18 protein-coding genes are annotated in these 22,248 nt (G+C 54.9%); 13 read left to right on the top strand and 5 right to left on the bottom strand.

Annotated elements, in window-relative coordinates; all coding sequences use genetic code 11:
• Positions 1 to 142 precede the first annotated feature (142 nt).
• Entirely contained in the window at positions 143 to 1,708 is a 1,566-nt protein-coding gene (locus tag GRI36_RS06500; protein WP_160597720.1) for a cryptochrome/photolyase family protein, read from the top strand.
• 47 nt (positions 1,709 to 1,755) lie between these two features.
• On the opposite strand, the gene GRI36_RS06495 is transcribed toward GRI36_RS06500, so the two are convergent.
• Entirely contained in the window at positions 1,756 to 2,700 is a 945-nt protein-coding gene (locus GRI36_RS06495; protein WP_160597719.1) for a CPBP family intramembrane glutamic endopeptidase, read from the bottom strand.
• Between the two features lie 48 nt (positions 2,701 to 2,748).
• Complete coding sequence (gene ada / locus GRI36_RS06490) at positions 2,749 to 3,813, bottom strand: bifunctional DNA-binding transcriptional regulator/O6-methylguanine-DNA methyltransferase Ada (RefSeq protein WP_160597718.1); 1,065 nt, start codon at positions 3,811 to 3,813, stop codon at positions 2,749 to 2,751.
• A gap of 109 nt (positions 3,814 to 3,922) precedes the next feature.
• On the opposite strand from ada, the gene GRI36_RS06485 reads away from it, so the two are divergent.
• Positions 3,923 to 5,482, top strand: a complete 1,560-nt coding sequence (locus GRI36_RS06485; protein WP_160597717.1) for a trypsin-like peptidase domain-containing protein — start codon at positions 3,923 to 3,925, stop codon at positions 5,480 to 5,482.
• Between the two features lie 15 nt (positions 5,483 to 5,497).
• Here the strand turns inward: GRI36_RS06485 and GRI36_RS06480 are convergent, their stop codons facing one another.
• A complete protein-coding gene (locus tag GRI36_RS06480) occupies positions 5,498 to 6,349 on the bottom strand; it encodes a TauD/TfdA dioxygenase family protein (RefSeq protein WP_235902182.1) in 852 nt (283 codons plus the stop codon).
• A gap of 235 nt (positions 6,350 to 6,584) precedes the next feature.
• Between GRI36_RS06480 and GRI36_RS06475 the strand changes: the two genes are divergently transcribed.
• From GRI36_RS06475 to GRI36_RS06455, 5 genes are all read left to right on the top strand, one after another.
• Complete coding sequence (locus GRI36_RS06475; protein ID WP_160597716.1) at positions 6,585 to 7,151, top strand: F0F1 ATP synthase subunit delta; 567 nt, start codon at positions 6,585 to 6,587, stop codon at positions 7,149 to 7,151.
• Positions 7,152 to 7,185: 34 nt separating this feature from the next.
• Entirely contained in the window at positions 7,186 to 8,715 is a 1,530-nt protein-coding gene (gene atpA / locus GRI36_RS06470) for a F0F1 ATP synthase subunit alpha (protein ID WP_160597715.1), read from the top strand.
• Positions 8,716 to 8,741: 26 nt separating this feature from the next.
• Positions 8,742 to 9,611: a F0F1 ATP synthase subunit gamma gene (locus tag GRI36_RS06465; protein WP_160597714.1), complete on the top strand. Its 870-nt coding sequence runs from the start codon at positions 8,742 to 8,744 to the stop codon at positions 9,609 to 9,611.
• A 117-nt stretch (positions 9,612 to 9,728) separates the two neighbouring features.
• Entirely contained in the window at positions 9,729 to 11,186 is a 1,458-nt protein-coding gene (gene atpD / locus GRI36_RS06460; RefSeq protein ID WP_160597713.1) for a F0F1 ATP synthase subunit beta, read from the top strand.
• 5 nt (positions 11,187 to 11,191) lie between these two features.
• A complete protein-coding gene (locus GRI36_RS06455; protein ID WP_160597712.1) occupies positions 11,192 to 11,458 on the top strand; it encodes an ATP synthase F1 subunit epsilon in 267 nt (88 codons plus the stop codon).
• Between the two features lie 143 nt (positions 11,459 to 11,601).
• Here the strand turns inward: GRI36_RS06455 and GRI36_RS06450 are convergent, their stop codons facing one another.
• On the bottom strand, positions 11,602 to 11,910 hold the full coding sequence (locus GRI36_RS06450; RefSeq protein ID WP_160597711.1) for a hypothetical protein: 309 nt from the start codon (positions 11,908 to 11,910) through the stop codon (positions 11,602 to 11,604).
• 560 nt (positions 11,911 to 12,470) lie between these two features.
• Here GRI36_RS06450 and GRI36_RS06445 point away from each other — a divergent pair.
• The 6 genes from GRI36_RS06445 (at position 12,471) to GRI36_RS06420 (ending at position 19,556) form a co-directional block, all read left to right on the top strand.
• Positions 12,471 to 14,624, top strand: a complete 2,154-nt coding sequence (locus tag GRI36_RS06445; protein WP_160597710.1) for a prolyl oligopeptidase family serine peptidase — start codon at positions 12,471 to 12,473, stop codon at positions 14,622 to 14,624.
• 139 nt (positions 14,625 to 14,763) lie between these two features.
• A complete protein-coding gene (locus GRI36_RS06440; protein ID WP_160597709.1) occupies positions 14,764 to 15,285 on the top strand; it encodes a GNAT family N-acetyltransferase in 522 nt (173 codons plus the stop codon).
• A gap of 45 nt (positions 15,286 to 15,330) precedes the next feature.
• Positions 15,331 to 15,879: a DUF1285 domain-containing protein gene (locus GRI36_RS06435; RefSeq protein ID WP_160597708.1), complete on the top strand. Its 549-nt coding sequence runs from the start codon at positions 15,331 to 15,333 to the stop codon at positions 15,877 to 15,879.
• A 7-nt stretch (positions 15,880 to 15,886) separates the two neighbouring features.
• Positions 15,887 to 16,492 (top strand): CoA pyrophosphatase, encoded by a 606-nt coding sequence (locus GRI36_RS06430; protein WP_160597707.1) that lies wholly within the window; start codon positions 15,887 to 15,889, stop codon positions 16,490 to 16,492.
• Positions 16,485 to 17,678, top strand: coding sequence for a CCA tRNA nucleotidyltransferase (locus GRI36_RS06425; protein ID WP_160597706.1), 1,194 nt, complete (start codon positions 16,485 to 16,487; stop codon positions 17,676 to 17,678). The genes GRI36_RS06430 and GRI36_RS06425 overlap by 8 nt, the downstream gene beginning before the upstream one ends.
• 246 nt (positions 17,679 to 17,924) lie before the next feature.
• Positions 17,925 to 19,556 carry a DEAD/DEAH box helicase gene (locus GRI36_RS06420; protein WP_160597705.1) on the top strand — a complete coding sequence of 544 codons (1,632 nt, stop codon included), beginning with the start codon at positions 17,925 to 17,927 and terminating at the stop codon, positions 19,554 to 19,556.
• A gap of 271 nt (positions 19,557 to 19,827) precedes the next feature.
• Here GRI36_RS06420 and parC read toward each other — a convergent pair whose 3' ends face one another.
• The gene (parC, locus tag GRI36_RS06415; RefSeq protein WP_160597704.1) at positions 19,828 to 22,137 is read right to left on the bottom strand and encodes a DNA topoisomerase IV subunit A; all 2,310 of its coding nucleotides are present in this window, start codon (positions 22,135 to 22,137) and stop codon (positions 19,828 to 19,830) included.
• Positions 22,138 to 22,248: the final 111 nt, after the last annotated feature.

The following is a 22,248-nucleotide window of genomic DNA, read 5'->3' as shown; positions in this document are numbered from 1 at the left end:
TAGCGCGCTGACTGTTGCCTGCGTGAAGGTAAGCCTGCTCGATATTGAAAGAATTTAAGGTGCGCTTCCTCGCGGGATTGTCTCAATACCAACAGTAAGGGCAACGCATGGCACCAATCCGGTTGCCATGCGTTTACCGCTTATGTCCAAACCTATCCTAATCCCGATATTGGGCGATCAACTGACCCGCTCGTTGGCTTCGCTCAAGGGGCGCAGCAAAGACGAATCCGTGATCTTGATGATGGAGGTCTGGGACGAGGCAACCTATGTCAAACATCACAAGCAGAAAATCGCGCTCATCTTCTCCGCGATGCGCCATTTTGCAGTGGATCTTCGCGATGCCGGGTGGACGGTTGATTACACATTTTTGACCGACGAAGAGAACGCACACAGCTTCACTGGTGAAGTCGCCCGAGCTGTAGAGCGGCATGACCCTTCGGCAATCCACATTACCGAAGCCAGCGAATGGCGCGTCCAGCAGGCGATCGACCAATGGCAAGACAAATTCGCTTGCGAGGTCAGAGTTCTGCCTGATGACCGCTTTATCTGTTCAATTGGCCAATTTCGCGATTGGGCGGAGGGGCGCAAGACATTGCGCATGGAGAATTTTTATCAGGAAATGCGCAAGCAAACCGGTCTGCTAATGGATGACGGTAAACCGGCTGGCGGCCAATGGAATTACGATAAGGAAAATCGCAAGCCGCCGAAGGACGGGCTTAAAGCACCTCCGCGTCCCAGGTCTGAGCCGGACGAGATTACCGCAGAAGTAATCGCATTGGTGGAGGACAAATTCGCTGATCATTTCGGTGATTTGGACACTCTCAAATGGCCCGTCACAGCTGCCCAGGCCGAGACGGCAGCCGAAGCGTTCTTTAACGAGCGCCTGCCCGAATTCGGCGCATATCAGGATGCAATGGTTCACGGGCAGGATGACTTGTTCCATTCAATGCTCAGCACTTCGATCAACCTCGGGTTGCTTGACCCGATGGAATTATGCCAGCGCGCAGAACGCGAATATCGCGAGGGTAATGCTCCGCTCAATTCGGTTGAGGGATTTATCAGGCAGATTATTGGCTGGCGCGAATATGTGCGTGGCTTCTATTGGTTTCACATGCCCGACCTGGAGAGCACAAACGCGCTGAATGCTCAGCGCGCGCTGCCCGATTTCTATTGGACTGGCAAAACCGATATGCGTTGCATGGCCGACGCAATCCGGTCGACTAAGCAAAACGCTCATTCTCATCATATCCAACGGCTGATGCTGCTCGGAAATTTTGCGCTGCTAGCGGGTATTAATCCCCGCGATGTCCAGGATTGGTTTCTGGTCGTTTATGCTGATGCCTTTGAATGGGTTGAATTGCCCAATGTCGCCGCAATGGCGCTTTATGCCGATGGCGGAAAACTCGCTTCAAAACCCTATGCTGCCAGCGCAAATTACATCAACAAAATGAGCGATTATTGCAAGGGCTGCAAATATTCAGCCAGCACCAAAACCGGCGAAGGCGCATGCCCGTTCAACGCCCTATATTGGCACTTTATGGACCGGCACCGCGACACGCTGGAAAGCAACCATCGGATCGGCAGAATCTATTCCAATTGGGACCGGATGGGCGAAGAGAGGCAAGCCGACTATATTGAAAGCGCGGACAGGTTTCTTGAGACCTTGGAGCCAGCCAAAAAAGGCTGGGCCAGATATCAAGATCAATGAGGATCAGCGAAAGCTGGAAGGTTAGCCGATTAACTCACGAAATCTCATTAGGACCCAGCCTTCGCTGGGACGCGCTTAGCTTCTGGAGCTTCCAGCTTCTCGTGCAAACGCTTTCGGGTCCACCAAGGCTTGACCGTATTGCCCCTACGGACTGCCTCACGCAATAACCACAGCCCTGCTGAGGTCGCGATTATAAGCGCGATTATTGATGCTTCTAGGCCGAAAGAACCGCCGGAAAGCAAAACAGGTCCGCTCAATTCCGCTTCAACCAGACCGTCGACTTGAACTCCCGAAACTGGAACATCCCAGAAATACCCTTGCACCACGTTCCAGCCGGCATGGATGCCGATCGCCAACCACAAATTGCGCGTGTACATATAGGCCGCACCAAGAAGTATGCCTGCCTCGATACTGATCGCAATGGACGAGAATACTGTCGCATTTTCATTGCCTGCGTGGAGAAATCCGAAGACCAATGCAGAGATAGCAAGCGCTGCCCAGCTGCCCGCGAATTCCTCAAGGAAACGGAAGAGTACCCCGCGGATAATTACCTCTTCGACAAAACCTGCGAACAATCCGGCTTGGAGCCAGATGAGCGCGGCGCTTTCCGAAGTGCCCCATCCTAAAATGCTATAAGATCCTAGAATGAAAGCTACGCCGACGCACATTGTGATCAGCCAGCCGCCGCCGAGAAATCCGTAGAATACATCTTTCACCGACCCGCTTAACGGCAAATCATCTCGCGGCATGTCACCCAAGTAACGGAGCAAGAATTTTGATAAAAGGAATATAGCGAGCACCGACAATACCGCGCCAAGAGCCATCCATGCACTATCGCCATATTGCCAATTGGTAATCTGATTCAACAGCAGTGACAGCGCCCAAATCGTGGCCACAGCAGAACCCAAACCAATCGCCAGCGATACCAGCGGAAATGCTACCACTTTACGCCATGTCGGCAGGTCGGATGCTGAAATCGGCGTATCGGTCATAATTCCCCCTCTTATTGGTGAGGCAACAAGACCTTTTGCGGTTGCAAGTCAATCCGCAAGCAAATCGGTTGCCCCGCTTTGGCACTGCTCTTCCCGCTTCAGCAATTCGCGCTTTATCTCAGCGCCGTAGGCATAGCCACCAATGGCGCCATCGGACCGGACCACACGGTGGCAAGGGATCAAGACTGCGACGCAATTTGCGCCATTGGCAGAACCCGCCGCACGCATCGCCTTGGGGTTGCCTGCAGCGGCGGCGATTTGGGCATAGGAGCGCGTTTCACCCGCAGGGATCTTGCGCAATTGCTGCCAAACCGCCTCTTGAAATGCGGTGCCTTTAACATCGAGCGGAATATGCTGCGCGTCGCCGGGTTGCTCCACCGCCGCGATAACGTCTTGCAGCAGAGCTTCGAATTCTGCCCCGCCCTCGGCCAACTCGGCATTGGGGAAGCGCCGCACCAGTTCAGTGCGTGTTTCTGAAAATGACAGACGGCAAACGCCTTTGTTCGTTGCCGCAACCAACATCGGGCCAAACGTCGTTTCGGTAATCGCGTAGCGGATCAAAATATCACGGCCACCATCGCGCCATGCAGATGCACTCATTCCTAAACGGTCCTTAATCTCATCGTAAAATCTCGACGGGGTAGAATAGCCTGCATCGTAAACCGCGCCTGTCACGCTAGCACCATCGCTTAGCGCATTGCCCGCTTTCTCACGCCGTAAGGCGCGGTGATAGGCGGCGGGCGACATACCGACCGACCGCTTGAACACGCGCTGCAAATGCGTGGGTGAATAGCCGGTGACATTTCCCAGCTTTTCAAGTGGAACCACCGCTTCGCTTGACTGCAAAAGCTCAAGACAGCGCAGCACCGCTTGCTCATCCGGCGCGATGGATTGCGGGGTGCAGCGTTTGCAGGCCCGCAACCCAGCCGCCTCTGCATCGGCACAAGTTGCATAAAAACGCACATTCTCGCGCTTCGGTGCACGCGCAGGGCAGCTGGGGCGGCAATAGATGCCGGTTGAATGGACGCCGGTCACGAACACCCCATCAAATGCGCGGTCCTTGGCCAGCGCAATTTGCCAACGTCTGTTATCGTCGAGCTGCTCATTTCCCATAAATACATCCTATGCCACGCCAAACATCGTGAGAAAAGCTACGGAAAACCTATGGCAGTCGCATCCCGAAGCTTGCGGTCAATGTCGTCGCGCGCGTAGATACAATCCAATGCTACGGTTCATCATCCTGTTCGCTGCCTTGGCCGGGCTTGCCTTTCCCACGCAAGTGATAGCCGACCCCGCCGACGTTAACGCAGCGGCGCGCGGTGTGGTGCGTGTGGTAATTATCGGGACTGACGGGACGGCGGTTTTCCCGGTCAGTCACGGAACCGGCTTTGCCGTTACCTCAACGCGAATTGTCACCAATGCCCATGTAATTCGCGATGCGGTAGTCGATGACACGTTGCAAATTGCCATCGTTCCTTCTGAAGGCGACGAGACTGCCTTTGCGCGGATCGTGTCGATCAACACCAAGAAAGATCTCGCCTTACTAGAGGTTACCGGGCCCCTGAGACTGCCGCCGCTGACCATATCTGGCGATACGGCCAGCGACAGTGCGGAGGTAACTTCGGTCGGTTATCCGATGAATGTAGATCGCGCGCAGGGCCTCGATATTGAAGACATATTCAGATCACAACCGCCCGTAAAAAGCCGCGGATTCTTGTCCGGCAGGCGACCAAGCCGACAGTTCGACACAATCTTGCATACAGCGCCAATCGCACGTGGGAATTCCGGCGGACCACTGCTTGACGGGTGTGGCCGCGTGCTGGGCGTCAACAGTTTTGGTGCGGATTCGGGTAATTCCGACGCCGAGTTTTTCTTTGCTGTGTCGACCAAGGAATTGATCCCCTTTTTGAAAGCCAACGGTGTTCCGGCACGAATTAGTGCGGAGCCATGCCGTAGCCTAAACGATCTGGACGATGCCGAACGCGAACGCATTGAGCGCGAACAGGCGTCAGTTCGCGCTGAAATGGCAGAACGAACTGAAGCACAACGGATCAAACGCGACAGGATGCAGCTCGAAGCAGAAATGGAAGTTCAGGAAGATCGCGAGAATGCAATGGCGATTGCGGCGGTCTTGCTATTGCTTGCAGCTGGTGCTGGCACGATTGCTTGGCAAGCGAAAACCGGTGCCGCAAACGATGTTACAGCGCGAGAGCGTAAACTAATAATCGCAGGCTCACTCTCTGTCTTGGCGCTGGTTGGCTCGCTTGCGATGTGGTTTACTCGTCCCGGTATCGACGCGATCGACCGCAAGGTAAACGCAGCGATGGCGGATGCGGAAGACATAACCGCCACCACGCCTGGTAGCATCACCTCCTCAAATTCAGGCACTCTGGTGTGTACACTACAAGCCGATCGGAGCCGGATCACAGGAACGCCCGATGGCACGGTCGAATTTGACTGGGCAGAGGATGGATGCGTGAACACTCGCACGCAATATGGTTTCAATGCCGGCTCATGGTCGCGGGTATTCGTGCCAAACCAAGAAGATGCCGTATCGGTCAATCTCTATAACCCCGACACCAAGACCTTCCGAACCGACCGTTATCTGCTCAGCCGCAATGCGATGTCTACGACACGCGAGGCCCGCGGCAAATACACACCGCCGAAATGCGATACTGACGGCGCAGCATCGAAGCTGGGCGACATGCAGGGCGCAGTCATAGCATTACTTCCCGACGCACCTAACGAGCGGCTGGTTTATAGCTGTGCAGTGAGGGATTGAACTCCTGATTCTAACCTAAGCCGCCAACGCATCCCCGCTCAGCGTAATCCGGTGCATTTCGCGGGCGTAGCCTTTGTAGTCATTCATCGCATTGTGCCACGTCACCCGATTATCCCAAATCGCGACCGTACCTGGTGCCCACACCACTTTGCATTCATTGTCGGCAGTCATTGCCGCATCATACAGCCGGTTGAGTAGCGGCAGGCTTTCCTCCCGCGTGCGTCCGACGATATTGATGGTGAAAGCGCTGTTTACGTAAAGCAGTTTCCGCCCAGTATGCGGATGGCGGATGACAATTGGATGGACCGCCCCCGTTCTCTGGTCCTGTCCACGCAAATCTTTCCCCATATCGGATTGGGCATAAAGACCGTCTTCTTTGTAAACATGGTCGGCGGTATGGAACGCCTCAAGCCCCTCGACTTCATCTTTCAATTCCTGCGAAAGCGAATCGTAAGCAACGCCCATATGTTTGAAATGCGTGTCCCCGCCCTTGGGTGGCAAAGTTCGCGCAACCAGCACAGAGCCCATCGCAGGGATCTGGTCGTAAGAATGATCAGTATGCCATGCGCCGCCAATGTTGGTTTCTTGATCCGCAGCTTTGCGGACAATCGCTATCTCCGGATAGGTCTGCTCCAGCGGGAAATATTGGTTCACATCGATGCCGCCCCAGCGTTTGCCAAAGGCGATGTGCTGCTCGGGCGAAAATTCCTGATCGCGAAAAACTGCAACTCCGTGCGTATAAATTGCATTACGGATTGCATCGAGCGCCCCGCCGTCCGCCTCAGCAAGCTGAATGCCGCTGATTTCAACCCCGCAATTGGGTGACATCGGACTAAGTTGCAGGGCCGGTTTCACGGTGGATTGCATCGTTTCTCTCCTTAGGCAGCTCTAAGTGGCCACTTAAAACCTATATGACGCAAAATTGTGTTGGCCTCAAGAGTGTGAGGTTCTGCCTTTCAAGGCAAAAATCACAAGACTCGGCTTGCATGAATCCAACCCCGATGATAGGGGCGCGCCACCCAAGCGAGAGGTGCGTTTTTCGCGCCTTCTTTGTTTGAGCCGATGCAATTTAATCTTCCGGACCCAAGAGGACCTAAAACGCGTGGATATTTCCGCCGGTATACAAGCTAGCCTAGCAGGCCGTTATGCGTCTGCTTTGTTTGATTTGGCTTCAGAGGCTGGATCGACGAAAAACGGCGTAATCGCAGTCGAATCAGATCTGGAAAAGCTGGATGCAGCTTTGACCGAATCGACCGATCTGCAAAATCTGATTTCCAATCCGAAGGTCAGCCGCAACCAAGCGGCCGACGCAATCGCTTCGGTTGGCAAGAAGCTTAAGGTTTCCGGCCTTACACAGAATTTCCTCGGCGTGCTTGCCGGCAATCGCCGACTCGGTGATTTGCCTGGCATGATCCGAGCCTTCCGCACCATTTCTGCAGCGCAGCGCGGCGAAGTGACCGCCGATGTCACCAGCGCGCACGCATTATCGGAAGCGCAGCTTTCCACCTTGAAGGACAAGCTGACCGCCCGCGAAGGCCGCACTGTCAAAATTCAGACGCAAGTCGACCCGGATCTTCTGGGCGGCCTCGTCGTTACAATTGGATCGAAGCGTATTGACGGCTCGATCCGCACACGTCTCAACTCACTTGCCCAGGCTATGAAGGGCTGACGGCTTTTCGCCGTTGGAAAAGGCTTATTAGATCATGGAAATCCGCGCAGCAGAAATCAGCAAGGTCATCAAAGACCAAATCGCAAATTTCGGCACTGAAGCCGAAGTAAGCGAAGTTGGCACCGTTCTATCGGTGGGTGATGGTATTGCTCGTATTCACGGCCTCGACAAAGTTCAGGCCGGTGAAATGGTCGCATTTGCTAATGGCGTTCAGGGCATGGCTCTCAACCTTGAAGCCGACAATGTAGGCGTCGTGATCTTCGGCTCCGATGCCGAGATTAAAGAAGGTGACAGCGTAAAGCGGACCAACACGATTGTTGACGTTCCTATCGGCAAGGGTCTCCTCGGCCGCGTAGTTGACGCGTTAGGCAACCCGATTGACGGTAAAGGTCCGATCGAATCGACCGAGCGTAGCCGCGTGGAAGTTAAGGCGCCTGGCATCATCCCGCGTAAATCGGTTGATGAGCCTGTGCAATCCGGCCTCAAGGCCATCGATGCTCTCGTACCAGTTGGCCGCGGCCAGCGCGAACTGATCATTGGTGACCGTCAAACCGGTAAATCGGCTGTCGCAATCGACACCTTCATCAATCAGAAGGACGCGCACAAAGGCGACAACGAAAAAGACAAGCTTTACTGTATCTATGTTGCGGTCGGCCAAAAGCGTTCGACCGTCGCCCAGATCGTGAAGACTTTGGAAGAAAACGGCGCGATGGAATATTCCATCGTGGTTGCCGCAACCGCTTCCGAGCCTGCTCCGCTACAATATCTCGCACCATACACCGGCTGCGCGATGGGCGAATATTTCCGCGACAATGGTATGCACGCGGTTATCGTATATGACGATCTTTCCAAACAAGCTGTTGCTTACCGCCAAATGTCGCTGTTGCTTCGTCGTCCTCCGGGCCGTGAAGCCTATCCTGGTGACGTTTTCTATCTTCACAGCCGCCTGCTTGAGCGCGCCGCGAAGATGAATGATGACAATGGCGGCGGTTCGCTGACTGCATTGCCAATCATTGAAACACAGGCTGGTGACGTTTCAGCGTATATTCCAACCAACGTGATTTCGATCACCGACGGTCAGATCTTCCTTGAAACCGACCTGTTCTATCAAGGTATCCGCCCAGCGATTAACGTGGGTCTTTCGGTTAGCCGTGTTGGCGGTGCTGCGCAGACAAAGGCGATGAAGAAGGTTTCCGGTTCGATTAAGCTTGAACTCGCTCAATACCGCGAAATGGCGGCGTTTGCGCAGTTCGGTTCAGACCTCGACGCTTCAACGCAAAAACTGCTCAATCGCGGTGCCCGCCTGACTGAATTGCTCAAGCAAGCTCAGTTCAGCCCGATGCCTTTCGAAGAGCAGACTTTGTCGATCTTCGCTGGCACCACCGGTTACCTCGATGCCATTCCGGTTGATCGCGTGAACGAATATGAAGCGGCAATGCTCAGCTTCATGCGCAGCGAACACGCTGACGTTCTAGCGGACATCCGGACCAGCAAGAAATTCGAAGGCGACACCAAAGACGCAACCGTGAAAGCGCTCGACGCCTTCGCCAAGCAATTCGCTTGAACCTGAGAGAGAATTAAGGAGCCGAGATGGCCTCGCTTAAAGCACTCAAGGATCGGATCGGGTCGGTTAAATCGACCCAGAAGATCACCAAGGCCAAGCAAATGGTCGCAGCTGCCAAGCTCCGCAAGGCGCAGGCAGCGGCAGAAGCTGCGCGTCCCTATGCCGAACGTTTGGCTGCGGTCATGGCCGCCCTCGCCTCCAAGGTGTCGGGTGACGATGCACCAAAATTGCTCGCCGGAACCGGTTCGAACAAACGCCATCTTTTGGTAGTTGTGAACACCGATAAGGGCCTGTGCGGCGGTTTGAACGCCAACCTCGTTCGTGCTGCCAGTATCAAGGCTCGTGCTTTGCAGGCGGAAGGTAAGGACGTTGAGTTCTACCTCGTCGGCAAGAAGGGTCGTGCGCCGCTGAAGCGCAATTTCCCTAGCCAAATCGGCACCCACTTCGACACCAGCGTTGTTCGCTATCCCGGCTTTGAAGAAGCCGCGCAGATTGCGGAAGAGTTGGTCGAAATGTATGAAGCCGGTAAGTTTGACATAGCGCATCTGGTCTATCCGACATTCAAATCTGCGCTGGCGCAAGATCCGACTATCGATCAGATCATCCCTGTTCCTGCTCCTGAAATCGCTCTCGATAGCGATGCGGTTGTGGAATATGAACCGGGCGAAGAAGAAATCCTCGAAGAATTGCTCCCGCGTTATGTGAAAACGCAAATCTTCGGCGCATTGCTGGAAATTATGGCGTCCGAACAAGGCGCATCGATGACCGCAATGGACAACGCCACGCGCAATGCTGGCGAACTGATCCAAAAACTCACCATTCAGTATAACCGCACCCGTCAGGCTGCGATTACAACTGAATTGATCGAAATTATTGCTGGCGCAGAAGCGCTCTAATTCATGTCGTCATCCCAGCGAAAGCCGGGATTGCTTTCAGCTTAAGACGACCCGGAACATAATGATCCCAGCTTTCGCTGGGATGACGAGATAGATAAGAAGGTAAGGACGAACACAATGGCTACCGCCCCTGTTCTAAATCAATCCACCAACGGCTCCATCAGCCAAGTCATCGGCGCTGTTGTCGATGTAGCGTTTCCTGGTGAACTGCCCGCAATTCTCTCTGCGCTTGAGACCAAGAATGGCGATAATACGCTCGTTCTGGAAGTTGCCCAGCACCTTGGTGAGAACACAGTTCGCACCATCGCGATGGATGCGACCGAAGGCCTTACCCGCGGTCAGGAAGTGATCAGCACTGGCAAGCAGATTTCTGTGCCAGTTGGCCCGAAAACGCTCGGCAGGATTATGAACGTCGTTGGTGCGCCAATCGACATGCTCGGCCCGATTGGTGCCGACCAGACAATGCCAATCCACGCAGAAGCGCCTCCCTTTGTCGACCAATCAACAGAGAGCGCGATTCTGGTTACTGGCATTAAGGTTATCGATCTTCTCGCACCTTACGCAAAGGGCGGTAAGATCGGCCTGTTCGGCGGTGCCGGCGTTGGTAAGACGGTTCTTATTCAGGAACTGATCAACAATATTGCTAAGGGTCACGGCGGCGTGTCCGTGTTCGCCGGTGTGGGTGAGCGCACCCGCGAAGGTAACGACCTTTATCACGAATTCCTCGACGCAGGCGTTATCGCAAAGGATGCGAACGGTGTTGCGACATCGGAAGGCTCCAAGGTTGCGCTGGTGTTTGGCCAGATGAACGAGCCTCCTGGTGCGCGTGCCCGCGTCGCTCTGTCGGGTCTGACAATGGCAGAATATTTCCGCGACCAAGAAGGTCAGGACGTGTTGTTCTTTGTCGACAACATCTTCCGCTTCACGCAGGCCGGTTCAGAAGTGTCCGCGCTACTGGGCCGCATTCCTTCAGCTGTGGGTTATCAGCCAACGTTGTCGACCGACATGGGTAACCTGCAAGAACGCATCACATCGACCAACAAGGGTTCGATTACTTCGGTTCAGGCCATTTACGTTCCCGCAGATGACCTTACCGACCCTGCGCCGGCAACATCGTTCGCCCACTTGGATGCAACGACCACGCTGAACCGCGCGATTTCGGAGCTTGGCATCTATCCAGCGGTTGATCCGCTCGATTCCACCAGCCGCGTGCTTGAACCGCGCGTTGTGGGTGAAGAGCATTATCAAACCGCCCGCAAGGTTCAGGAAACTCTGCAAAAGTATAAATCCTTGCAGGATATTATCGCAATTCTCGGCATGGACGAGCTGTCTGAAGAAGATAAGCTTACCGTTGCCCGTGCGCGTAAAATCCAGAAGTTCCTGTCGCAGCCATTCCACGTTGCGGAAGTCTTTACCTCGATCCCGGGCGTTTTCGTCCAGCTCGAAGATACGGTCGCATCGTTCAAAGCGGTTGTCGAAGGCGAGTATGATCACCTCCCCGAAAACGCTTTCTACATGGTCGGCGGCATCGAAGACGCAGTCGCTAAAGCCAAGAAGATGGCTGAGGACGCTTAATAATCATGGCACTACACTTTGAACTCGTAACACCGGCCAAGCTGGTCCGTTCTGAAGACGTCCACATGGTGGTTGTCCCTGGCACGGAAGGCGAGTTCGGCGTGCTAGAGGGTCATGCGCCCTTCATGTCCACCATCCGCGACGGCGCGGTTCAGGTCTATAAGACCGAAGGCAGCGCGCCTGAAGAAATTCAGGTTCGTGGCGGCTTTGCCGAAGTGGGCGACACCGGCTTGACCGTATTGGCTGAACAGGTTGTTGGCGAAGACGGGTAACCAGGCGGGCGTCCATTGCGACGGTCGGCGACCATAATTGGCAAATCAAAAGGGCGGCCAGATTGGTCGCTCTTTTTTTTGGGACGCACGGAGTGTCGGAGCCTAGCGCGGTTCGGATGCCCCGAAGCCGTTCATATCCCCATTCATAAACAATTTTCCATCAGCTCAGCTCGCGCACGTGCAATATACTCGACAACGCTTGGGTGAATGGCTTTGCGAAACTCCAGCCCAACACGGTCACCAACCACCCATTTGATCGTCGCGATGGCACTCGGAAAATCGTCCATAGTGATCGCAATAACATCACCTTCAGACACACCCGCGCCATAAGGTAGAATTGCAAAAACACTCGATATTGTCACGTCGACCAGTGAAATCGAGATTGCCTGGTCGCCAACGATAAGATCGGCTTTAGGATATCCGACTTTGCGAGATTGTCCGCTGTGCGTCATAGTGCTTGTCCTCAATACGCATATTTAAACCGTGGCTCGTTGAACCAAATACTTGACCGCACAGCAATCAATGAAAAGTTTCCTAAGCCTCGACAAGTGCTTGTTCGACGGCGGCCACCACAGAATGGTGAAGTCTGGGCTTGAATTCAATCCTGACCATATTGCCCTCAGTAGCCCTGACATGAGCCGGACAGCTAGGTAGATCACCAACAGATAGCGCGACGAACATACCGAACCATGAGGCACTGCCTACGTGTAATTGCAGAAGTGCAGTTTCGGGCGAAATCTCCAACAAATTGGCGGAGCATTGCTCTCCGGCCATAAACAACTGAGCCTTTAGGGGCGCAAGACAAGCCTCGGCTTGATAGACCATATCTGGATATTTCCTGTTTAAAAATGCGCTACGACCCGCCAGACAATCAATAACGATTGGAAACTTACCAATGTCACAAATTGGCTTGTAAAATTATGTAAGGTGGCCTGCCGATTTGCTGCGCAAATCGCTTGCGTTTATGCTCTATCTCTCCATGATTGCAGGATAATTCTGACAGAGGATGACCATGAAGATTTTGATCTCTCACACAGCAATCGCAACCTCGCTAGCCTTTGCAGGGCTGAGCGCCCCACTTGCCGCGCATGAAACAGGAGTACCCGTGCCAGAAACTATCGCCGAGGCTGAGGTAGATCCTTATATCTGGCTGGAGGAAGCGCGCAGCGAAGAAGCGCTTGCTTGGGTCAGCGCGGAGAATGAACGGACCAATGCAGCGTTCACAACCGACCCCCTCTTTGAAAAATTGAAGAGCGATGCACTTGCGATCCTCGATAGTGAAGACCGTGTTCCTTACGTAGGTTTTTCCAAATTCGGATTGGTAAATTTCTGGCAAGACAAGCAAAACCCCAAGGGTTTGCTACGCCGGACCACGCGCGAAAGCTATCGCACCGACAATCCAGAATGGGAAACCATTCTCGACGTTGACGCGTTGGCTGCTGCCGAGGACCGCGAATGGGTTTATAAAGGCTCCAGCTGCCTTCCGCCCGAAGGCCGGATGTGCATGATATCGCTGTCCGATGGCGGCAAAGACGCCACTGTTATGCGCGAATTCAACATGGAAACTGGCGAGTTTGTGGAGAACGGCTTTGCTCTGCCTGAAAGCCAGGGCGGCGTCAGCTGGGTTGATGAAAACACCCTGATGGTCAGCCGCGATTTCGGCGAAAATTCACTGACTGAGAGTTTCTACCCATTCACTACGCGGCTGTGGTCACGTGGCACATCAATCGACGATGCCCAGGAAATTTTCCGCGGTGATGCCAAGGATGTTTCCTCCGGCGCTTATCTGATGCGCGATGCCGCCGGAACAGTTCACGGCAGGATGGCCTATCGCGGCCTCAGCTTCCACGAACGCGCTTATTATGTCTGGAAAGACAATGATTGGCTGAAGCTGGACTTACCAGCCAAGGCGGCACCCTATGGCATCGTGAATGGGCAAATGCTTTTCAGCACCGATGTCGAATGGACCACGGGCGGCCAGACTTTCCCGGCAGATGCGCTGGTGTCGGCCGATCTTGAAGCATGGAAGGCCGATCCCAACGGCGCGCCGAAAACATTGGTGTGGGCTCCGGGTGACAGACAAACCAAACAAGGGGGCGGCACAACTGCGAACAGCCTTTATGTCGGATTACTCGACAATGTCCGCGGTCAGGTTCTGAAGTTCGATTTCGAGGGTGGCGCGTGGAATTCTTCCAAAGTTGATCTGCCCGATAATGCAACTGTCGGGGTTGCGGCATCATCGAGCGAGACCGACGAAGTTATGTTCTCGGTTACTGACTTTCTCACCCCTTCGACGCTTTACTATTCCGATGGGGGCAAGCCCGAAGTGCTCAAGAACAGCCCTGCTCGCTTTGATGCAGACGGAATGAGCATCGAACAACACGAAGCGACTTCAGCCGACGGCACCAAAATCCCCTATTTCATCGTCAAGCCCAAGGGCATGCAATTAGATAGCAACACCCCGACATTACTAACCGGTTACGGAGGCTTTCAGGTCTCGCGCCTACCATCCTACCTCGGATCAACCGGCAAACTGTGGGTCGAAAATGGCGGTGCCTACGTCCTCGCCAATTTGCGCGGCGGCGGCGAATTCGGCCCAGAATGGCATCAAACTGCCATCCGCGAAAACAAGCAACGCACTTGGGATGATTTCATCGCCGTGGCTGAGAACTTGGTCGAGCGTGATTTCACTGCACCGGAACATCTGGGCATTCAGGGCGGATCGCAAGGCGGCCTGCTGGTTGGCACCGCGATTACCCAGCGCCCTGATTTGTTCGGTGCGGCAATCGTCGCAATTCCGCTATTCGATATGCTTCGCTATCACGAGATCGGCCGAGGTGCGTCGTGGATTGGCGAATATGGCGACCCGCGCATTCCAGAACAACGCGAATGGATTGAGGGGTATTCTCCTTATCAGAAACTTGTTGAAGGCGTGGACTTCCCCTCGCCCTTCTTCTGGGCTTCAACCGCAGATGACCGCACACATCCTGCCCACGCCCGCAAAGGCGCAGCGCGGATGAAGGAGTTGGGCCAACCTTATTATTATTATGAGGATATGACTGGCGGCCATTCTGGTGGCGTCGATAATGAACAGCGCGCCAAGCTGTCTGCACTGCAATATGTTTATTTGTGGCAGCGATTGCAGGGCGATAACGACGGCGAATAATTTTTCGCTTAAACCGACTGGGAGGGCGGCCCGCGGGTCGCCCTTTTTGTTTGACGAACGGCTTCCAAGCCCAGCCATGCCCTCATCAATGCAATATTGATCGACAGCACGGCTCACCCACCCTATTTGCCCGCGTTCTATGGCCACGATTGTCCCCCTGACCAACGTCGATGATACGCTGATCGAGCAATTGCTCGACCGGGCATTCGGCGATGGCCGCCAAGCGCGCACAGCCTATCGTATTCGCGAAGGCACAGATTGGCTCGAGGCTCTGAGCTTTGCGGTGCTTGACGAAGAAGATTTTCTCGCAGGGACAATTCAATTATGGCCCATCGCCTTAACCGATCCGGATGGGCGCAATCATCCCTTGTTTATGGTTGGGCCTGTCGCGGTGCTGCCTGAAAAGCAGGACGAAGGGTACGGTAAGGCGTTGATGGTTGCAGCCCTTGGCGCGATTGATGCAAGTGCCTCCCTCCCGCAAATGATGATTGGCGATCCTGAATATTATGGGCGGTTTTTTGGTTTCACCGCTGAACATACAGCCAATTGGCACTGCCCCGGCCCTTATGAGCAATCGCGTTTGTTGGTCCGGTGCGCGAACCCCGCAATCCTTCCAGCCGAAGGCATGCTGGGGCCGTGGCCTGCTTCATTGAAACAATGACTCCCACCCCTTGGCGAAATTGACCAAGTCTGGCATCGCGAAATAATGCCCTATGATGCTCCTCCCGAACTTGCCGGATTATCGCTCGTCGAAGTTGCAGAGCAGGTTGCGCAGCGCAGATTGCCTCCAGTGGAAAGCTGGAAACCCCGGAATACCAGCGACAGCCTGATGCGGATTGCCGCAGACGGAAAGTGGTTCCACGATGGCGGCGAAATTAAGCGGCGCGCAATGGTACGGGCATTTTCCGGCCTCTTGACCCGCGACGATGCCGGACAGCATTGGCTGGTTACGCCCTATGAGAGGGCATCGATTGAGGTTGAGGACGCACCCTTTATTGCAGTCGATGTGGCGCAAAGGGATGGTGCACTTGCATTCAGACTGAATACCGATGAGCTTGTTCTGGCTGGGGCTGAACATCGTCTGATCGCCAGGGGAAATTCTGAAACCCCTGCGCTGTATCTCCATGTCAGACACGGACTTGAAGCGCGGCTAAATCGCAGCACCTACACACAGCTTGCCGAAATCGCCTTGGCGCAAAGTGATGATTGGCAGGTTTCCAGTCAGAGCGAGACATACTCGCTTTTACCCGGTTGACCCACCAATGAGCCAATTGTTTGGACGCCTGTCCGGCCTATTCGAACAAGGGCATCGGATGCCCATCGCTGACCTGCTCGATGACCGGCGCTTCGCCAATGCCGAACGCACAGCCGAAGCCGCCGTGTTGATCGCAGTCACTGATAGAACGAAGCCAGGGATCATTTTGACCCAGCGCCCGACCAGTATGCGCGACCATCCCGGCCAAGTCGCCTTTCCCGGTGGCAAGCTGGATGAAGGGGAAGACGCAGTGGCCGCTGCCTTGAGAGAGGCAGAGGAAGAGCTCGCCTTAAGCCGTAAGCATGTCCGGCTGATCGGCACCAGCGACCGATACAAGACCGGTACGGGCTTTGACATAACACCAGTGCTGGGCGTGATCCCGCCCGATTTGCCGCTGGTTGCCCACCCGCGAGAGGTCGAGTCATGGTTTGAAGTTCCTCTGGATCATGTATTCAATCGCGACAATTGGTCACAGAACGAGGCGTTCTGGCGCGGCGAGATGCGTCAATATCTTGAAATGGACTATCAAGGCTTTCGGATTTGGGGTGTGACCGCCGCGATTATCTTCAATCTGTCGCGCAGGATTGATGCGAAGGAGTTGCTCGATGGCTGACTTACTGCCTGCTGCACCATGGACACAGAGACCCGATCTGGCTGAACTGGTTGCAGCGATAGGTGCAGAAAATATGCGCTGGGTCGGCGGCGCGGTGCGCGATACTGTGCTCGGGCTTGATGTGGCGGACATAGATGCCGCGACAGTGCTGCAACCACAAGAAATCATCAAAGCTTTGGAGGCTGCTAATATCCGTTCGGTTCCCACTGGTATCGAACACGGCACAATCACAGCTCTATTATCGGGTGGGCCCGTTGAAATCACCACTCTCAGGCGCGATGTCTCGACCGACGGACGCCGTGCGACCATCGCCTTTACAGACGATTGGCGCGACGACGCCGCCAGACGAGACTTCACCATAAATGCACTTTACGCGCATCCCGAAACCGGGGACATTTCGGACTATTTCGGCGGACTGGAGGATCTTTCCAACCGCCATGTCCGCTTTATCGGCGATGCCTATGAACGCATTCGTGAGGACCACCTACGTATCCTCCGCTATTTCCGATTTCAGGCTCGATTTGGGTCTGAACTAGACCAACAGGCAGTTAACGCCTGCAGCGAATTAGCCGAAACCATTAAAGGCCTCAGCCGCGAACGTGTGGCGAAAGAGCTGCTTTTGCTGCTGTCCTTGCCCGCCCCGGAACAGACCGTCGAATTGATGGCGAAATTGGGAGTTTGGAAAGTAATCCTTCCGGAAACCCAGGCCCGGCAGCGCGCTTCGCTGCAAGAATTGATAGAGTGTGAGCGCGCTGCATCGATTGAGCCAGACCCGATGCGCCGCCTGTCCGCTCTGCTTCCTGCATTGCCAGCAATCGCCAACGATGTCGGCACAAGGCTGCGCCTGTCACGCGCACAGCGCGCTCGGCTGACATGCAATGCAGAGCGCAGTGTACAAGACGCTCTTGTTCCGCGAACGCTCGTTTACAATGTCGGAATGGAATGCGCGATCGACCGGTTATTAATCGCTGGCGCAGACATCGGTTCATTGCATAACTGGGTTATACCGACTTTGCCGCTCAAGGGTGGAGAGATCGTCGCGCGCGGTGTGGACGCAGGCCCCGAAGTTGCACGGATATTACGAGCCGTCGAGGCGCGCTGGGTCGAGGAAGGATTCCCCGAAAGGTCCCGGGTCGAGGAAATTCTTGAGGATGAACTGGCGCAACGAAATTCGCCTGATGCGTAATTTCATTGCTTATTCATTCTTTCGTCCCTACATGGCCCTCAACGTCCGGCGCGGGAATATCACTGCGTAACCGATTGCGAGCGTGAACTTCCCCGTAAAATAAGGGGCTAGTCCCGCACCCGGTTCACGGAATTTGCGTTATTCGCATGCTTCCCGTTTCACGCTTGGGTCGCCGTAAGGACCCACTCCGCGCCCGGATTCCGGATATTTATCCGAATCCTCATGGCGCATTACTGAAAGTTTTTTATGTCTTTTTTCGAACAACTCGGCCTTGCCGAACCCATACTTCGCGCCCTCAACACAAAGGGTTATACAGAGCCAACACCTATCCAGCGCGAGGCCATTCCGGCATTGCTGGATGGCCGCGATCTGCTTGGTGTAGCTCAAACAGGTACCGGCAAAACTGCCGCGTTCTCCTTGCCTTCGCTTCACCGTCTTGCGGCCAACCCTGTTGCGCGTCATCCTGCCGGTTGCCGGATGCTAATCCTCTCGCCGACGCGTGAGCTGGCAGCACAAATTTCGGACAATATCCGCGAATACTCGCGCTATCTCGATCTGTCAGTGCAATGTATCTTCGGCGGCCTGCCCGCCCGCCAACAGGCGCGCAAACTGGTTCCCGGTTGCGATATTCTGGTCGCAACACCGGGCCGTCTGCTCGACTTGATCGAACAGCGCGCACTGACTTTGCAGCACGTCGAAATCTTCGTTCTTGATGAAGCCGACCAGATGATGGATCTTGGTTTTATCAAGCCGTTGACCCGCATCGCTAATATGTTGCCGAAGGAACGGCAGAGCTTGTTCTTCAGTGCCACGATGCCTGATGCGATTGCCAATCTTGGCAAGCGCTTCATTTCCAACCCTGTCCGCGTGGAAGTTGCACCGCAATCAACCACGGCCGAACGGGTCGAACAATATTCGACCTACATCGATCAGAAGGAAAAGCAGGCGCTGCTGACCATTTCGCTTCGCAAAGGCATCGCCAATGGCGAAATTGAAAGCGCATTGGTATTTACTCGCACGAAGCATGGTGCCGACCGGGTTGTCCGCAATCTGGTAGCCGCCGGCATCAATGCCGCAGCCATCCACGGCAACAAATCGCAAGCCCAGCGTACCCGCGCACTCGACGGTTTCCGACGTGGCAGTGTGCCCGTGCTGGTTGCAACCGATATTGCCGCACGTGGCATCGATGTTCCCGGCGTTAGTGTCGTGTTCAACTTTGAAATCCCCAATGTCGCGGAACAATATGTCCACCGCATAGGCCGGACAGCTCGCGCAGGCCGCAGCGGCATCGCGATCAGCTATGTTGCTGGTGACGAGAAGCCCTACATCCGTGACATTGAGCGGTTGACGGGTATCAAGCTGGTCCCTGCTCCTTTGCCTGAAAACTTTATTCAGGAAGCCAAAGGCCTGCCAGCTCCGGCTCGTAAAGGCTCAGGCGCAGAACGCAGTGATGAAGATCGCAATGCACGTTTCCGTAAAGGCAGCGGTGGCGGAAAGCCGGGTGGCCGTTCCGGAGGACAAGCCTCGGGCCGCGACCGTAAATGGCGCGATGCCGAAGGTCGTTCACCCGACCAAGGTAATTATCGCAGCCGCGACGACCGTGACAATCGCCAGCGCGGCAATGAACCACGCGGCAATGACAGCGATTTCGGACGCCCGAAGAATGTCAGCCACAAAAGCGGCCCGGTGACAAAACCGGTTGTCGCAGCCAAACGCCGTGACGAACGTGTCGATAGTTCCGCTGCGCGCCCTGCCAAGAAACCTTACCACGGCGGAGGCGGCAATCGTGGCCCCCGCAATGGCGGCGGCACCGGTGGCGGCGGGCAAGGTGGTGGCCAGAGTGGCGGCGGTCGCCCGCAACGCCGCAAACAAAGCTGAAAAAGCAGCAAGCTGAATTCAGGTGTAATTCAGCTTGCTGGCTTTACGTAAGCGTCAATCACGAAATTCGGATTGGAACCAGCGATTCGCCCCTCCCCCCGGTTGAGCGCAAAGGTGGTTCCATATGTCTCGAAGAGTTGAAAGCGTCACGCAAGTCTCGTGAATAAGCCCTTCGGGTCGCAGGGAAGAGGGTCGAGCCACAGGCTCGGCCCTCTTTTTATTCTTGATGCAAAGAGATCTATACGCAGCCTGTGTTTAAGGGGCTTCGATCCTAGAAATGATTATCCCGTGGGAACCCTTGGGGTGGCATCCGTCCAGCGGCACCACGTGCGACTTTCCACTGCCAAATTTCGGCTTCGGTACGCGTTCGGTCACCCTTACCGCCCATCGCCCAACTTAGGCCATCTTCAAGCTTGAACGTCGTCGCATCGGACAATCCGCCGTCGCGGTAACGCTGAAGCATGACGCCCTGTCCGCGGCCGAGAACTGGCAATTCTTCAAGGCTGAACACTACCAGCTTTCGATTATCACCAACTACTGCAATATGATCGTGCTCTTCGGCGATTTCGCGGATTACCGTGAATTTTGTCTCACCCTTGAGATTGACGACCTGCCTGCCCTTCTTGGTCTCTGCAAGCATTTCGTCCATTTCGGCTGCAAAACCTTTGCCATTGGATGCAGCGAGCAACAATTGGCCCTTCGGCCGGTAAACCAGCGCGCCGATGATCTGCGATTCAGACGCAATATCGAGAGTGTTGCGGATCGGCTCGCCAAATCCGCGTGCACCAGGCAATTTGTCGCATCCAAGCGTAAAGAAGCGGCCATTATCAACGGCGATCAGCAGCTTGTCAGTGGTCTGCGCGTGCAGCACAAATGCAGCCGCGTCTCCTTCTTTATATTTGAAGTCGCCCATGCCATCATCTGTCGCCAGATCGGCATGACCCTTCGCGCCGCGTATCCAACCCTTTTGCGATAGAATAACTGTAATCGGCTCTTTCTCGATCATCGCATCCATGCTGAATTCAACCGTCGGCGCCGCTTCCGCGATGGTCGTCCGGCGTCGGCCAAGCTCGGTCTCCTCCGCATATTCCTTACGCAGATTGGTCAGGTCGCGCTTCAGACGTGTGCGCTGACGCGCCGGAGAACCAAGGAGCTTTTCAAGCTCCTCACGTTCCTTGATCAAATCATCCCGCTCTCCGCGAAGCTGCATTTCCTCGAGCTTGCGCAAGGAGCGCAGACGCATATTCAGGATTGCTTCCGCCTGCCGGTCGGTCAGACCAAATTCGGCCATCATTATAGGCTTAGGCTCATCTTCAGTCCGAATGATCTCGATAATCCGATCGAGATTGAGGAAGGCAATTATGTACCCTTCAACCAGCTCCAATCGTGCAGCAATCTTGTCCAGACGATGCTGCGTCTTGCGCTGGAGAATTTCAATCTGCGCCGCAGTCCAATTACCAAGAAGTTCCTTCAGGCCCATCACCATCGGCGTGCGCGTCGCATCCAGAACGTTCAAATTCAGGCCAAAGCGCGTTTCCAGATCGGTCAGCTTATATAGCGATTCCTTGAGAAGCTCCGGGTCAACATTGCGGTTCTTGGGAACCAGCACCAACCTGATATTCTCGTCGCTTTCGTCCCGTACATCTTCAATGATTGGCAGCTTCTTGTCTGCAATTAGCTGCGCGATCTGCTCGATCAGCTTTCCTTTTTGAACCTGATAGGGAATTTCGCTGATGATTAATTGATATTGGCCGCCGCCAAGACGCTCAATTCCGGCTTCCCGATCTTCACTCTTCTCAGCCTCTGCCGCCGCAAACCTGCCGCGAACGCGAAACGAGCCGCGACCCGTTTCATAGGCCTTCGAGATTATTTCCGAACTGTCGACGATCAGGCCGCCAGTTGGCAGATCGGGTCCATGAAACAGCTCCATCAAACGGCTATGCTCGACATGCGGATTATCAATCAGCTCGAGCGTGGCATCGATAATCTCTGCTACATTATGGCTCGGTACATTTGTGGCCATGCCCACCGCGATCCCGCTGGTGCCATTGGCGAGTAGGTTGGGAAACAGGCCCGGCATCAGCTCAGGCTCTTCTTCTTCGCCATTATAGGTCGGTATGAAGTCCACCGTCCCTTCATCCAGCCCTTGCATTAATTGCATGGCGGTACGGGTTAGGCGCGCTTCAGTATATCGGTATGCAGCCGCATTATCCCCGTCAATATTACCGAAATTGCCCTGCCCTTCGACCAGCGGATAGCGGAGCGAAAAATCCTGCGCGAGCCTCACCATCGCATCGTAGGCAGCGGTATCACCATGGGGGTGATATTTCCCGATAACCTCGCCCACAACGCGGGCCGATTTCTTAAATGTGTTAGTCGGATCCAGCTTCAACTGGCGCATTGTCCAGAGCAAGCGGCGATGCACAGGCTTTAACCCATCGCGCAGATCAGGCAGTGAGCGGGCCGTGATTGTCGATAAAGCATAGACCAGATAGCGTTCGGACAGCGCAGAATCGAACGGCGCATCGACAATCGCGTCAAACGGATCGGGTACTGACTTATCGCTATCGGTGGTGACCATAGGAGGCGTCTAGCAAGGCCCAACCAAAAGCGGCAGTGCGGCGCGGCTGTATCCACAACTACTAGAGCAGAATTCGGCTGAACTCCCGAAACGCGAAGAAGAATCGCGTTA

This window comes from Pontixanthobacter gangjinensis (genome assembly GCF_009827545.1).
GTDB lineage: Bacteria > Pseudomonadota > Alphaproteobacteria > Sphingomonadales > Sphingomonadaceae > Pontixanthobacter > Pontixanthobacter gangjinensis.
Note: the sequence above shows the minus strand (reverse complement) of the source record. Positions and strands in the feature narration are given on the sequence as shown.